The organism is Streptacidiphilus sp. BW17 (assembly GCF_041262485.1).
Lineage (GTDB): Bacteria > Actinomycetota > Actinomycetes > Streptomycetales > Streptomycetaceae > Streptacidiphilus.
The window spans coordinates 1-14171 of record NZ_JBGCCR010000015.1; the positions used below are offsets into that span (position 1 = coordinate 1).

At 71.6% G+C, this 14171-nt stretch carries 11 protein-coding genes; 5 read left to right on the forward strand and 6 right to left on the reverse strand.

The features are described from left to right. Positions 1-131 precede the first annotated feature (131 nt). Positions 132-1361, reverse strand: coding sequence for a DUF349 domain-containing protein (locus ABH940_RS19505; protein WP_370072615.1), 1230 nt, complete (start codon positions 1359-1361; stop codon positions 132-134). A 253-nt stretch (positions 1362-1614) separates the two neighbouring features. Beyond that, positions 1615-2406 carry a peptidylprolyl isomerase gene (locus ABH940_RS19510; RefSeq protein ID WP_370105902.1) on the reverse strand — a complete coding sequence of 264 codons (792 nt, stop codon included), beginning with the start codon at positions 2404-2406 and terminating at the stop codon, positions 1615-1617. Positions 2407-2807: 401 nt separating this feature from the next. Between ABH940_RS19510 and ABH940_RS19515 the strand changes: the two genes are divergently transcribed. From ABH940_RS19515 to aspS, 3 genes are read left to right on the forward strand one after another with little or no spacing between them, the layout of a single operon-like run. Beyond that, positions 2808-3515 carry an MBL fold metallo-hydrolase gene (locus ABH940_RS19515; protein ID WP_370072616.1) on the forward strand — a complete coding sequence of 236 codons (708 nt, stop codon included), beginning with the start codon at positions 2808-2810 and terminating at the stop codon, positions 3513-3515. Positions 3516-3527: 12 nt separating this feature from the next. Further along, complete coding sequence (gene hisS, locus ABH940_RS19520) at positions 3528-4802, forward strand: histidine--tRNA ligase (protein WP_370072617.1); 1275 nt, start codon at positions 3528-3530, stop codon at positions 4800-4802. Continuing rightward, positions 4799-6562, forward strand: coding sequence for an aspartate--tRNA ligase (aspS, locus tag ABH940_RS19525; RefSeq protein WP_370105846.1), 1764 nt, complete (start codon positions 4799-4801; stop codon positions 6560-6562). Before hisS ends, aspS begins: the two co-directional genes overlap by 4 nt. Positions 6563-6645: 83 nt before the next feature. Here the strand turns inward: aspS and ABH940_RS19530 are convergent, their stop codons facing one another. Beyond that, on the reverse strand, positions 6646-7986 hold the full coding sequence (locus tag ABH940_RS19530) for a cation:dicarboxylate symporter family transporter (protein ID WP_370072620.1): 1341 nt from the start codon (positions 7984-7986) through the stop codon (positions 6646-6648). Between the two features lie 185 nt (positions 7987-8171). On the opposite strand from ABH940_RS19530, the gene ABH940_RS19535 reads away from it, so the two are divergent. Both ABH940_RS19535 and ABH940_RS19540 read left to right on the forward strand, forming a co-directional pair. Continuing rightward, positions 8172-9860 (forward strand): ATP-binding protein, encoded by a 1689-nt coding sequence (locus tag ABH940_RS19535; RefSeq protein ID WP_370072621.1) that lies wholly within the window; start codon positions 8172-8174, stop codon positions 9858-9860. Next, entirely contained in the window at positions 9857-10543 is a 687-nt protein-coding gene (locus ABH940_RS19540; RefSeq protein ID WP_370072622.1) for a response regulator, read from the forward strand. Before ABH940_RS19535 ends, ABH940_RS19540 begins: the two co-directional genes overlap by 4 nt. A gap of 183 nt (positions 10544-10726) precedes the next feature. Here the strand turns inward: ABH940_RS19540 and tuf are convergent, their stop codons facing one another. The 3 genes from tuf to ABH940_RS19555 all read right to left on the reverse strand — a co-directional run bounded on the left by tuf (position 10727) and on the right by ABH940_RS19555 (position 14107). Next, a complete protein-coding gene (gene tuf, locus ABH940_RS19545) occupies positions 10727-11908 on the reverse strand; it encodes an elongation factor Tu (RefSeq protein WP_370105847.1) in 1182 nt (393 codons plus the stop codon). A gap of 356 nt (positions 11909-12264) precedes the next feature. After that, positions 12265-13464, reverse strand: coding sequence for a GDSL-type esterase/lipase family protein (locus ABH940_RS19550; protein ID WP_370072624.1), 1200 nt, complete (start codon positions 13462-13464; stop codon positions 12265-12267). A gap of 52 nt (positions 13465-13516) precedes the next feature. Next, the gene (locus tag ABH940_RS19555) at positions 13517-14107 is read right to left on the reverse strand and encodes a TetR/AcrR family transcriptional regulator (protein ID WP_370072626.1); all 591 of its coding nucleotides are present in this window, start codon (positions 14105-14107) and stop codon (positions 13517-13519) included. Positions 14108-14171: the final 64 nt, after the last annotated feature.

Consider the following 14171-nt stretch of genomic DNA (forward strand, 5'->3'; position numbering starts at 1 on the left):
CGGGGAACTGCGCGAGCAACCACCCTGTGCGGATGGCCCTGCTCGCTGAGCGACTCACCACACTGGGTGGCTTGTCGCGCAGTTCCCCGCGCCCCTGATAGTGCAACTACCTGCGGGAGCGAAATGAGCTCTCAGCCGCTGAACTCCTCCAGGCCCTTCTGGGCCTGGGCCAGGAGCTCGCGGCGGCCGTCCAGCTCGGACTGGAGCTTCGCCACCTGGCGTGCGTCGCCCTTGGCCTGCGCCGCAGCGATCTGCCGTTCCAGCTTGTCGACCGCCGCCTGCAGCAGGCCCGTCATGCCCGCGGCGCGGGCCCGCGCCTCAGGGTTGCTGCGCTGCCACTCGGCCTCCTCCGCCTCGCGGATGGCCTGCTCGACCGTCCGGAGGCGACCCTCCAGGCGCGGACGCGCATCCCGTGGGACGTGGCCGATGGCCTCCCAGCGCTCGGCGATGTCGCGGTAGGACGCCTTCGCGGTCTTCAGGTCGCCGATCGGGAGCAGCGCCTCCGCCTCGACCAGCAGGGCTTCCTTGGCGTGGGCGTTGTCGCGCTCACCCGCGTCACGCTCGTCGAAGACCGCCGAGCGGGCCTGGAAGAAGACGTCCTGCGCGCCCCGGAAGCGGGTCCACAGTTCGTCCTCGGCCTCGCGCTGGGCGCGGCCCGCGGCCTTCCACTCCGTCATCAGCTCGCGGTAGCGGGCCGCCGTGTCGCCCCAGTCCGTGGAGCCGGACAGCGACTCAGCCTCGACGACCAGCTTCTCCTTCTTGAGCCTGGCCTCCTCGCGCTGCTGGTCCAGCTGCGCGAAGTGCCCCTTGCGGCGCTTGGAGAACGCCGAGCGAGCGTGGGAGAAGCGGTGCCACAACTCGTCGTCGGACTTGCGGTCCAGGCGCGGCAGGCCCTTCCAGGTGTCCACGAGGGAGCGGAGCCGGTCGCCGGCCTCGCGCCACTGGGACGACTCGACCAGCTGCTCCGCCTCGGCGACCAGCGCCTCCTTCGCGGCGCGGGCGTCCTCCTGGGCCTTGGCCCGGGCCGCCTTGCGCTCCTCGCGACGCGACTCGACCTCGGCCACGAGCGCCTGAAGTCGCTTGGCCAGGGCGTCCAGGTCGCCGACCGCGTGGCCCTCGGTCACCTGCGCCTGCAGGTGCTCGATGGCCGTGAGAGCGTCCTTCGCCGCCAGGTCGGTGGTGCGCACGCGGCGCTCCAGAAGGCCGATCTCCACAGCGATGCCCTCGTACTTGCGCGTGAAGTAGGCCAGCGCCTCCTCGGGAGACCCCGCCTGCCACGAACCGACGACGCGCTCGCCGTCGGCCGTCCGCACGTAGACGGTTCCCTCGTCGTCGACCCGGCCCCACGGCTCGCTGCTCACAGCGCCTCCTCCATATGGCGCCCGTCTTCTGGACAGTTGTCGCAGAAGGGACGGACGCCGCCCACGTTCGATTGTCCGGCCGGTTCACAACCGCGCTGCCGGAAGCGCAGAAGCGCACCCTACAAGACGCCAACATAGGCGACGACCACCGGCGCTGTCCGTATCCCCGCCCGGATTGTTGCCTGCGCCGTCAAACCGCTCCGGTGGGTCGTCGCCCGTAAGCGTTGCGCGCCCGCGCGGGCGCGCAACCGGGTCAGCTCTTCGTCGTGGTGACGCTGTTCATGACGACCGGCTGCATCGGGTGGCCGTCACCGCTGCCGTTGCTGTTGTCCGTGCCCTTGGCGGCAATAGCGTTGAGCACGTTCAGGCCGCCCGTGATGGTGCCGAAGGGCGTGTAGTTCGCGGGCAGCGCACTGTCCTTGTAGACCAGGAAGAACTGCGAGCCGTTGGTGTTCGCACCGGAGTTGGCCATGGCAATGGTCCCGGCCGGATAGGTGCCGCCCTTGACGGCCGGGTCGCTGAGGTTCTCGTCCTTGAACTGGTAGCCCGGGCCGCCGGAGCCGGTGCCGGTCGGGTCGCCGCACTGCAGCACGTAGATGCCGGACGTCGTCAGACGGTGGCAGTAGACACCGTCGAAGAAGTGCTGCCCGGCAAGGAACACGAAGGAGTTGACGGTGTGCGGCGCGGCGGCGGCGTCCAGCCTGAGGTCCACCTCGCCCTGCCCCAGCTGGATCTTGGCGGTGTACGTCGCCGAGGTGTCGATGGTCATGGCCGGCTCGGTCTTCCAGGAGCCGTCCTTCTTCGCCGGGATCGTGTAGCCCGCGGCCGTGGTGGCGCCGGCGGCGGACGCCGAGGCGGACGGGGCCGCCGCCTTGGTCGCGGACGCGGCGTCCGAGGACTTCGCCGACGACCCGCTCGGCCAGAGCGCGACAGCGCCGACGGCGACCGCCGCGACGGCGACGACCGCTGCGCCGACGATGGCCGTGCGGCGACGGGACTCAGCGACCCGCTGCGCGCGAGCCTGGGCCTGGCGGTCCAGCTTCATCCGCTGCAACTCGCGGCGGCGCTTCTCCTTGTCCTTGGGAAGCTGCTGGGGCCTGCGCGTGTCGTTGGGGGCCACCGCCCACACTCCTCGGGTCTGCGGTCAGGTCGGTCAGTCGGTCAGGTCAGTGTTCGTCGGTGCGCAGACGGGCCCGTCAGAGCCCGGTCGCGGGGATCCTCCCACCCGACGGCGGCCTAGTGTAGGGAGCGAACCTGTAAACGCGAGGTGAGATGCGGCTACGAGCCGCCGGACGGGCGACGCCGACCTCGCGCGGCGAAGCCGCTGACGCGCCGGATACGGGTTCGCGATCCCTCCCGTACCGCCGGTAGGCTGCATGCAGCATCCGCAGCCATCCACTGGCGCAGGTACCTGAAGCAGCCACCACCGACGCGCAAAGGACCCACGTGTTCATCGCCGGCTTTCCCGCTGGAGCCTGGGGCACCAACTGCTACCTCGTGGCCCCCGCCGCCGGTGAGGAGTGCGTCATCGTCGACCCCGGCCACGAGGCGAGCGCCGGTGTCGAGGAAGCGGTGCGCGAGCACGGGCTGAAGCCGGTCGCGGTGGTGTTGACGCACGGGCACATCGACCACGTCGCCTCGGTCGTCCCGGTCTGCGGCGCACGCGGGATCCCGGCCTGGATCCACCCGGACGACCGCTACATGCTCTCCGATCCGGAGAAGGCCCTCGGCCGCTCCCTCGGCGCGCAGCTGATGGGCGGGATCACGGTCGGCGAGCCGGACGACGTCCGGGTGCTGACCGACGGCAGCGTCCTGGAGCTCGCCGGGCTGAGCCTGACGGTCGAGCATGCGCCCGGCCATACCGAGGGGTCGGTGACGTTCAGGACGCCCGCCGCACCGGAGCTTCCGCCGGTGCTGTTCTCGGGTGACCTGCTCTTCGCCGGCTCCGTCGGACGCACCGATCTTCCCGGAGGCGACCACGACGCCCTCCTGCAGTCGCTGGCCCGCGTGTGCCTGCCGCTGCCGGACGAGACCGTGGTCCTCTCCGGTCATGGCCCCCAGACGACCATCGGTCGCGAGCGTGCCGCCAACCCGTACCTGCTTCAGGTCGCCGGCAGCGCCGCGCCGACCGGCGCCCCGCGCCGCGGAATCTGATTGAGACGAGACGTGAGCAGCAACTCCCAGGCCTTCCAAGCCATCAAGGGCACCTACGACATCCTCCCCGCCGACGCGCCGACGGTGCTGGCCGTACGCGAGGCCTTCGCCGCGCCGCTGCGCCGGGCCGGTTACGGCTACATCGAGACGCCGGTCTTCGAGGACATCAACCTCTTCTCGCGCGGCGTCGGTGAGTCCACCGACATCGTCACCAAGGAGATGTTCGCCTTCACCACCCTGGGCGGCGAGCGCATCGCGCTGCGGCCCGAGGGCACCGCGTCCGTGCTGCGCGCGACGCTGGAGGCCAACCTGCACCGGGTCGGCAACCTGCCGGTCAAGGTCTGGTACAGCGGCTCGCAGTACCGCTACGAGAAGCCGCAGAAGGGCCGCTACCGCCAGTTCTGGCAGGTCGGCGCGGAGGCCATCGGCGCGGAGGACCCGGCGCTTGACGCCGAGCTGATCATCCTGGCCGACGACGCCTACCGCTCGCTCGGGCTGCGCAACTTCCGCATCCTGCTCAACAGTCTGGGCGACCGCGAGTGCCGTCCGGTCTACCGCGCCGCGCTGCAGGACTTCCTGCGCGGCCTGGACCTGGACGAGGAGACCCGCCGCCGCGCCGAGATCAACCCGCTGCGCGTGCTCGACGACAAGCGTGCGGACGTGCAGGCGCAGCTGGTCGGCGCGCCGATGCTGGTCGACTACCTCTGCGAGGGCTGCAAGGCCTACCACGAGCAGGTCCGTGAGCTGCTGACCGCTGCCGGGGTCGCCTTCGAGGACGACCCGAAGCTGGTCCGCGGGCTCGACTACTACACCCGCACCACCTTCGAGTTCGTCCACGACGGCCTCGGCTCGCAGTCCGCGGTGGGCGGCGGTGGTCGCTACGACGGCCTGTCCGAGATGATCGGCGGCCCGGCGCTGCCGTCCGTCGGCTGGGCGCTGGGCGTCGACCGCACCGTGCTGGCGCTGGAGGCCGAGGGCATCACCCTCGACACCCCGGCCGCCACCGACGTCTTCGCCGTGCCGCTCGGCGAGCAGGCCCGCCGCGTCCTCTTCGCGACGGTCACCCAGCTGCGCCGCGAGGGCGTCTCCGCGGACATCGTCTTCGGCGGCAAGGGGATCAAGGCCGCGATGAAGGCCGCGGACCGCTCCGGCGCCCGCTGGGCGATCGTCGCCGGCGAACGCGATCTCGCCGACGGCGTCGTCCAGTTGAAGGACCTCAGCACCGGTGACCAGACTCCGGTCGCCCTCGACGTTCTCGTCACCACCCTGAAGGAGAAGCTCCAGTGATCCGCACCCACGAGGCCGGCACGCTCCGCCCGGAGCACGCCGGCACCACCGTCACCCTCGCCGGCTGGGTAGCCCGCCGCCGCGATCACGGCGGCGTGGCCTTCGTTGACGTGCGGGACACCTCCGGCACCGTCCAGGTCGTCTTCCGCGACCTGGAGGCCGTGGGCGAGCTGCGCTCCGAGTGGTGCGTCAAGATCGTCGGCGATGTCCGCGTCCGCCCCGAGGGCAACGAGAACCCCGACATCCCGACCGGCCAGGTCGAGGTCGTCGTCTCCGAGCTGACCGTCCTCTCCGAGGCCGCGGCGCTGCCGTTCCAGGTCGCGGAGTACGAGCCGGGTTCGGTCAACGAGGAGGTCCGCCTCAAGTACCGCTACCTGGACCTGCGCCGCGAGGGTCCGGCCCGCGCGCTCCGGCTGCGCTCCAAGGCCTCGCACATCATCCGCACGGTGATGGAGGAGAACGGCTTCCTCGACATCGAGACGCCGTACCTGACCCGCTCCACCCCCGAGGGCGCCCGCGACTTCCTGGTGCCGGTCCGCCTGCAGCCGGGCCACTGGTACGCGCTGCCGCAGTCGCCTCAGCTGTTCAAGCAGCTGCTGATGGTCGCCGGCATGGAGCGCTACTACCAGATCGCGCGCTGCTTCCGTGACGAGGACTTCCGCGCCGACCGTCAGCCGGAGTTCACCCAGCTCGACGTCGAGGCCTCGTTCGTCGACCAGGAGGACATCCTCAAGCTGGGCGAGGAGGTCGTCTCCCGCGTCTGGGGCGAGGTCCTCGGCTACGAGGTCCCGCTGCCGCTGCCGCGGATGACCTACGCCGACGCCATGGCGCGCTACGGCTCGGACAAGCCGGACGTCCGCTTCGACAACGAACTCACCGAGCTGACCGAGTACTTCAGCGGCACCGAGTTCCGCGTCTTCCAGGCCCCGTACGTCGGCGCCGTGGTGATGCCGGGCGGCGCGTCCCAGCCGCGCAAGCAGCTGGACGCGTGGCAGGACTGGGCGAAGGCGCGCGGCGCGCGCGGGCTCGCGTATGTGTTGATCGACGAGGAGACCGGCGAGCTGCGCGGCCCGGTCGCCAAGAACCTCAGCGAGGAGCACCTCGCCGGCCTGGCCGACGCGGTCGGCGCGAAGCCGGGCGACTGCGTCTTCTTCGCCGCGGGCAAGAAGACCGCCTCGCAGGAGCTGCTCGGTGCTGCGCGTCTGGAGATCGGCAAGCGCTGCGGGCTGATCGACGAGTCCAAGTGGGCCTTCCTCTGGGTCGTCGACTTCCCGATGTTCGAGCCGATCGAGGACGACAAGGGCGAGTTCCAGGGCTGGCACGCGGTGCACCACCCGTTCACCGCCCCGACGGCCGAGTCCATGTCGACCTTCGACACCGACCCGGGCAGCGCGCTCTCCAACGCGTACGACCTGGTCCTCAACGGTTCGGAGATCGGCGGCGGTTCGATCCGTATCCACCAGAAGGACGTGCAGAAGCGCGCGTTCGACGCGATCGGCCTGTCGCCCGAGGAGGCCCAGTCGCAGTTCGGCTTCCTGCTGAACGCCTTCGACTTCGGCCCGCCCCCGCACGGCGGCATCGCCCTGGGCCTGGACCGCCTCGTCGCCCTGCTGGGCGGCTACGAGACGATCCGCGACGTCATCGCCTTCCCGAAGACGTCCAACGGCGGCGACCCGCTGACCGGCGCTCCGACGGAGATCACTGCTGCGCAGCGCAAGGAAGCCGGCGTCGACGCGAAGCCGAAGCAGGCAGAGGCGTAAGTCGTAGCTTCTTCAGGGGCGCGGGGAACTGCTTGCAGTTGATCAAGCAGAGCACCGCGCCCCTGACGTTTGCAACGTCCCTGTCAGACCGAAGCAGGCGCCTGTGTCGGCATCACGGCAACCGGGTCCAGCGCAGGCGCGCCTTCGTCGAAGGCCAGCCGTCCGCCGAGGACGAGGTGCATGCGGTCGTGGTCCAGCTCGCGGGTCCAGTGGCCGATCAGGACCGTGGCGACGGCGTTGCCCGCGAAGTTGGTGAGGGCGCGGGCCTCGCTCATGAAGCGGTCGATGCCGACGATGAGGCCGACGCCGTCCACGAGGGCCGGGGCGTGGGACTGGAGGCCGCCCGCGAGGGTGGCGAGGCCGGCGCCGGTGACGCCCGCTGCGCCCTTGCTGGCGATGATCATGAAGAGCAGCAGCGAGATCTGATGGCCCAGCGACATCGGGCGGTCCATCGCCTGGGCGATGAAGAGCGAGGACATCGTCAGGTAGATCGCCGTGCCGTCGAGGTTGAAGCTGTAGCCCGCCGGGACGGTGATTCCCGCAACCGGGCGGCTCACGCCCAGGTGTTCCATCTTGGCGATCAGGCGCGGCAGCGCACTCTCGCTCGACGAGGTGGAGAGGATCAGCAGGAACTCGCGGCCGAGATACCGCAGCAGGGCGAAGACATTGACCCCGGCCACCACGCGCAGCAGCAGGCCCAGCACCACGACGACGAAGATCGCACAGGTCACGTAGAAGCCCAGCATGACCATCAGCAGCGACTTCAGCGCGGCCCAGCCGGACGCGCCGACCACTGCTGCGATCGCGCCGAACGCGCCCACCGGCGCCGCCCACATGATCATCGACAGCACGCGGAAGACCAGCCGCTGCAGGTGCTCGACGCCGCGCAGGATCGGGGCGCCCGCTGTGCCCATCGACTGCAGCGCGAAGCCGACCAGCAGCGCGACCAGCAGGGTCTGCAGCACCTGGCCACCCGTCAGCGCGGAGACCAGGGTGGTCGGGATGATGCCGAGCAGGAAGTCGCCGGTGCCCTCGCCGCCGCCGGCGGCGACCTGGGCGTGGCCCGCCTTGGCCAGGGAGTCGGTGAGGTGCAGACCCGCGCCCGGGTTGACCAGGTTGCCGACGACCAGGCCGATCGCCAGTGCGACCGTCGACATCACCACGAAGTAGCCGAGGGCGAGACCGCCGACCTTGCCGACCTTGGCGGCCTTGGTCACCGAGCCGATGCCCAGCACGATGGTGGTGAAGATGACCGGGCTGATCATCATCTTGATCAGGTTTACGAAACCCGTGCCCACGGGCTTGAGTTGCAGCGCGAACGACGGCGCGGCCAGGCCCACCACGATGCCGAGGAGCACTGCGCCGATCACGGCCAGATACAGGTAGTGCGTCCGTTCGCGTCTGACTGCTGAGGCTGCTGCCATGAGTGCGGCTCCCTTGCCGGTGGTGGTCGTCGTCCCCGGGACCTGACGGTGCGTCCGGCCGCAAGCGGTGGGCGGGCCGGTTGCGACGACTATGGGGGCGGGCGTGGGGAGGGTCACGTTTGCGTTCATATCGTTCACGGCACGAGCGCTACTCACCCGGCGCAGCGGCAGGCAGACTGGCCACCATGCACCGGACCTTGCACCACGACCGGGCCGAACCGCCCACACTGCGCCGACGAAACCGCGTCGCGCACAGCCTGGCCGGGCAGCTCTTCGCGGTGCAGGTGCTGATCGTCGCCGTCGTGGTCGCCGGGGGAGCGGTGCTCGCCTACATCTGGACCAGCGACCGCGCCGAGCAGGCCGCCGAGCGGCAGGTCGTCGCGACGGCACGGGCTGTCGCCGACGCGCCCACCGTCGCGCAGGCAGCCGTCGGCCCGCACCCGACGGCCGTGCTCCAGCCGTACGCGGAGCAGGTCGGCAAGGATGCGGGCGTCGACTTCGTCACGATCATGGACACCCACGGCGTGCGCTGGACCCACCCGGACCCGGCGGAGATCGGCAGACACTTCCTCGGCCACATCGCCCCCGCACTCGCCGGGCGGACCTTCACCGAGACCTACACCGGCACGCTCGGCCCCTCCGTCCGCGCGGTGACACCGGTGCGCGACGCGCACGGCAGGATCGTCGCGCTTGTCAGCGTCGGCATCACGGTGGAGAACCTGAGCAGCCGTCTGCGCGGGGCGATCACCGGGCTGGTGCTGGTCGCGCTGGCCGCGCTGGCTCTCGGCGGTCTCGGCACCTGGCTCGCCAACCGCCGCCTGCGCCGCCACACCCACGGCATGGGTGCGGCCGAGCTCAGCCACCTCTACGAGTACCACCAGGCCACGCTGCACTCCGTGCGCGAGGGGCTGGTCCTGCTCGACCGCGCCGGGACGGTCGTGCTCTGCAACGACGCCGCGCGCGAGCTGCTGGGCCTGGACGGCCCGGTGGAGGGCCGCCCGTTCGCGGAACTCGCCCTGCCGGAGCCGCTGCGGGCGGCGGTGGCCGGGCCGGAGCCGGTCCGGGACCAACTGCACCTGACCGCCGACCGCGTCGTCGTGGTCAACACCTCGCCGATCGGCGACGGTTCGGATCTCGGCACCGTGGTCACCTTTCGGGACCACACCGAACTCCAGGCGCTCAGCGGCGAGTTGGATTCCGTCCGGGGTTTCGCCGAGGCGCTGAGCGCGCAGGCGCACGAGGCGGCCAACCGGCTGCACGCAGTCGTGTCGCTGATCGAGACGGGACGCCACCGCCAGGCGGTCGACTTCGCCACCGCCGAGCTGGAGTTGGCCCAGCAGCTCACCGACCGGGTCGTCGGCGCGATCGACGAACCGCTGCTGGCCGCGCTGCTGCTGGGCAAGGCCGCGCAGGCGGCCGAACGCGGCGTCGACCTGGTGCTGACCGAGGAGAGCCGGATCGACGACGCGCTCCCCCCACAGCTCAGCGCCCGGGACCTGGTCACGCTGCTCGGCAACCTGATCGACAACGCGATGGACGCCGCGATCGAGGGCACGGCCGAGCACGACGGCCCGCCGACGGTCACCGTCACCGCCCGCACCGACGCCCGCGAGATGCTGCTGCGCGTCGCCGACACCGGACGTGGCATCGCGCCGGACGCCGTGGACCGGATCTTCGAACGCGGCTGGTCGACGAAGCCGTCCGGGCAGCAGTCGGGACAGGCGGGCGGGCAGGCCCTCGGGCGGGGCATCGGCCTCGCGCTGGTCGCCCAGGCCGCGCGCCGCAACGGCGGCAGCGTCACGGTCGGCGAGGGACGCGGCGCCGTGCTGACCGTGCGGATTCCGCTGCAGCACGAGGGAGTGGGTGCGCGGTGATCGACGTGCTGGTCGTCGAGGACGACCCGGTCGCGGCCGAGGCGCACGCCCGCTACGTCGAGCGAGCCGCCGGATTCCGCTGCGCGGGAGTCGCCCACAGCGTGGCGGAGGCGCTGCGCTTCCTGGAACGTGCGCGGAACACGGGCACGCCGGTCGCGCTGATCCTGCTCGACCTGTACCTCGCGGACGGGCACGGTCTGGAGTTGGTGCGCGGCATCCGCGCGGCCGGGCACGGGGCCGACATCATCGCCGTCACGTCGGCGCGGGACCTCGCGACCGTGCGGCGCGCGGTGTCGATCGGGGTCGTGCAGTACCTGCTGAAGCCCTTCGCGGCGGCCACGCTCCAGGACCGGCTGGCGCGTTACGCCCGCTACCGCGCCAGCCTGGAGCGCGGGGGAGAGGCACTGGGCCAGGACGAGGTGGACCGGGCCTTCGCCGAACTCCGCTCGCCGCGCGGGACCACCCTGCCGAAGGGCCTGACCACGCCCACCCTGGAGGCCGTCGCCTCGGTGATCCGCGAGGCCGACGCAGGGTTGTCGGCGGCAGCCGTCGGCACGGCGGCGGGCGTCTCGCGGATCACCGCGCGGCGGTACCTGGAGCACCTGGTCGAGACCGGTCGGGCGCGGCGCGAACCGCAGTACGGCCAGGTGGGGAGGCCGGAGTTGGTCTACCGCTGGTGTTAGGCCGTGACCCTGTCGGTGCTCTGGATGGTCGCGGTCGCGGTCAGCTGCCGAGGGTTCGCCCCCCAGCAGCGTGGCGCAGCAAAGGGCAAGCAAGGGCGGGAAGCCGCGGTCTCCCGTAACTCCCCGCCCCGTCCGCCCTGCCCCGCTCGCCCCGCCTCCCGCATGCCGTCGCCAGTCGGCGACCTACCCCGTGACCGTGCCGACCGTGCCGGCGGCGACGGTGCGGCCGCCCTCGCGGACGGCGAAGCCGAGACCCGGCTCCAGCGGGACCGGCTGGCCGAGGGTCACCGCCACCTCGACGGTGTCGCCCGGCATGGCCAGCGGCACGCCCTCCGGGAGGGTCACGTCACCGACCACGTCACCGGTGCGCAGGTAGAACTGCGGCCGGTACCCGCTGGTGATCGGCGTGCGGCGACCACCGTCCGCCGTGCTCATCAGGTGCAGCCGGGCTGTGAAGGCCTGGTGCACCGAGGCGCTGCCGGCCGCCGCGACCACCTGGCCGCGCCGGACCTCGCCGCGCTGGACGCCGCGCAGCAGCAAGGCGACGTTGTCGCCTGCCTCGGCGCTCTCCATGGTCCGCCCGAACGTCTCCACGCCGGTGACCACCGAGACCACCTCCGACCCGAAGCCGAGCACCTCGACCCGGTCCCCCATCCGGACCCGCCCGCGCTCGACGGCACCGGTCACGACGGTGCCGCGACCGGTGATGGTCAGCACGTTCTCGATCGGCATCAGGAACGGCGCGTCGGTGTAGCGGACCGGCGTCGGCACGTGGACGTCCACCGCGTCCAGCAGCGCGAGCAGCGCGGCCGACCACTGGGGGTCGCCCTCCAACGCGCGCAGCCCGGAGACGCGGACGACCGGCAGCGTCGCGCCGTCGTAACCGTGGGCGGCGAGCAGCTCGCGGACCTCGAGCTCGACCAGGTCGAGCAGCTCCGGGTCGCCGCCGTCGGCCTTGTTGAGCGCCACCACCACGTGCTCGACGCCGACCTGACGCGCAAGCAGCACGTGCTCGGCGGTCTGCGGCATCACGCCGTCGTGGGCGGACACGACCAGGATCGCGCCGTCCAGCTGGGCGGCGCCGGTGATCATGTTCTTCACGAAGTCGGCGTGCCCCGGCATGTCGACGTGGGCGTAGTGGCGGGTGGCGGTCTCGTACTCGACGTGGGCGATGTTGATGGTGATGCCGCGCGCGGCCTCCTCCGGGGCGCGGTCGATGCGGTCGAACGGCACGTAGCTGCCGCCGCCGCGCTCGGCCAGCACCTTGGTGATGGCGGCGGTAAGGGTGGTCTTGCCGTGGTCGACGTGACCCATGGTGCCGATGTTCAGGTGCGGCTTGGTCCGCACGAAGGCCTGCTTGGCCATGGTGATCCAGCTCCGGAAGTCTTCTGTGGAAAGCGATGTGACGGAACCTCAGCATCGGGCCGACCTTCCCCGACTGAGGTCCCGGGGACGCGTCCCGGAGAAGGTCAGCTTCGCGCGCCGTCGAATGCAGCGCCGAACACGGCTGCGGCTGCTGCGACTGCCGGAAGGTGCGCAGCGGCCATCGCACCCGCGACTGCGGGGAGCTGGGCGATGGGCTGCGGGAACATGCGGATCATCCTGCCGCCGGAGTGCCCCAGGGCGCCAACGGTTTTCCGTCGGCGCGGCCAAGCGGCCACCCGTGGCCGGAGAGAGTGCCGTGGACCACTCCAGCGGAGTGAGCCTGCTTCAGGCCTTGGTCAGACGCCTGCGGCTGCGAACGGCCCGTCGCCTGCGGTGAACACCAGCCGGGCGAAGTTCTCGGCGATGCGTCGGTGCCCGGCCGGATCGGGGTGGATCGCGTCGGGCAGCGGGAACTCGTCGTAGTCCGCCGGGCCGTAGAGCGAGCGACCGTCCAGGTGGTGCAGGTTCGGGTCGTCGGCGGCCCGCTCGGCGACGATCCGGGCGAGCTCCGCGCGGATCGTGGTCAGCGTCAGGCGTCCGGCAGCGCGCTCGGCCGGGTCGCCGGTGGCCTTGAACCGCAGCGTGCCGCCGGAGAAGTCGGGTGCCAGCGGACCGGGCGTGTCCTCCTGGACCGGGCAGAGGATCGGCGAGACCACCAGCAACGGCGTGGTCGGATGGCCCTCGCGGATGGTGTCGAGGAATCCGTGCACGGCCGGACCGAACGCGCGCAGCCGCATCGCGTCGGCGTTGACCACGTTGATGCCGATCTTCAGGCTGATCAGATCGGCCGGTGTGTCGCGCATCGTCCGCGCGACGAAGGGATCGAGCAGCGCGCTGCCGCCGAAGCCGAGGTTGACCAGTTCCACCCCGCCGGTGGCGGCGGCCAGGGCGGGCCAGACGGTGGTGGGGCTCGCGGCGTTCGAACCGTGGCTGATGGAACTGCCGTGGTGCAGCCAGCGCCTGCGGCCGCTCGCCGGCTCGGGCGCGATGGGCGCGTCGGTGCGCAGGGTCAGCAACTCGGCCGTCTCGTTGTGCGGGAGCCAGATCTCGACGGCCTTGTCCCGCGCCGACAGGCCGGCGAAACGCGCGACGCCGGACGGGCCTTCACGGAGCTCGGCGCTGCCTGTCGTCATGTCGACAAGAAGCGTCCGGCCGCCCGCGACGACGGCCTGCGCGGTCAACGTGCCGTCGACGAGCAGGTCGTAGACCCCGTCGGCCGGAGCCGGCAGGCCACGGTAGACCCGCTTGGTGGGCACGGTCTCCAGCTCGACCGTGGTGGCCCGAGTGCGGAACGCCAGCCGCACGCCGGAGGGCTGCGCCTCGACCATGGCGAACTGCGCGTCAGGAAGCTGTCGTCGGGCCCATGCCGGGAGCCGGTGCGGGAGGAGTCCGCCGTGCGGGGTGGTCTCGACGTCAAGATGGCCGCGCAGCAGCTCCTCGGTGACGGGGGTGGTGATCAGGGTTGGGGCGGTGTGCGCGGTGTGTGCGGTGTCCATGGTCTCGGCTCTTCGGTGTTCGGCGAGTTGGTGGTCGCCGAGTGGGTGGTCGTCAGTCGGCCTGGCCGTCCACGGCCTGGGCGCCCCGGGCGCGGAGCATGGCGTCGAGGGAGTCGATGGTCCAGGACCACGACTCCTGCGCGTCGACGGCGGTGTGGCTGAACCCGCCCGCTGTCTCCAGCTCGACGAAGCCGTGGACGAGGCCGCCCAGCATCCGCACGGCATGCGTCTGGTCCGGCTCGGCCAGGCGGTAGCCGCGCAGCAGGGCGCGCGTCATCTGCGCGTGCCGCACGCCGGCGCTTGCCGCCGCCGTCTCCGCGTCGAGCCGGAACCGCGCGGCCTGGTAGCGGCCCGGGTGCTCGCGGGCGTAGTCGCGGTAGGCGTCGGCGAACGCGGCCAGCGCGCCCCGCCCGGCGCGGCCCGCGATCGCGTGGGCCACGCGGTCCGCCAACTCCTCCAGGGCGAGCAGCGCGATCCGCGTCCGCAGGTCGTGGGTGCTCTTCACATGTGCGTACAGGCTGGCGGCCTTGACGTCGAAGCGCCGGGCCAACGCCGAGACGGTGACCTGGTCGAAGCCGTCCTCGTCCGCCAACTCGGCTCCCGCCCGGGTCAGTCGTTCGGGGGTGAGTCCCGCCCGCGCCATGGCCGTCCCTTCGTCACGCGTTCGCCTATGTCAAGTATGCATTTTCCTACAGACTATAGGCAAA

Excerpts from the sequence above, each read along its gene's own strand:
- ABH940_RS19510 (WP_370105902.1), bottom strand. The coding sequence starts at position 2,406 with ATGAAGCTGGACCGCCAGGCCCAGGCTCGCGCGCAGCGGGTCGCTGAG.
- ABH940_RS19530 (WP_370072620.1), bottom strand. The coding sequence starts at position 7,986 with ATGGCAGCAGCCTCAGCAGTCAGACGCGAACGGACGCACTACCTGTAT.
- ABH940_RS19535 (WP_370072621.1), top strand. The coding sequence starts at position 8,172 with ATGCACCGGACCTTGCACCACGACCGGGCCGAACCGCCCACACTGCGC.
- tuf (WP_370105847.1), bottom strand. The coding sequence starts at position 11,908 with ATGGCCAAGCAGGCCTTCGTGCGGACCAAGCCGCACCTGAACATCGGC.
- ABH940_RS19550 (WP_370072624.1), bottom strand. The coding sequence starts at position 13,464 with ATGGACACCGCACACACCGCGCACACCGCCCCAACCCTGATCACCACC.
- ABH940_RS19555 (WP_370072626.1), bottom strand. The coding sequence starts at position 14,107 with ATGGCGCGGGCGGGACTCACCCCCGAACGACTGACCCGGGCGGGAGCC.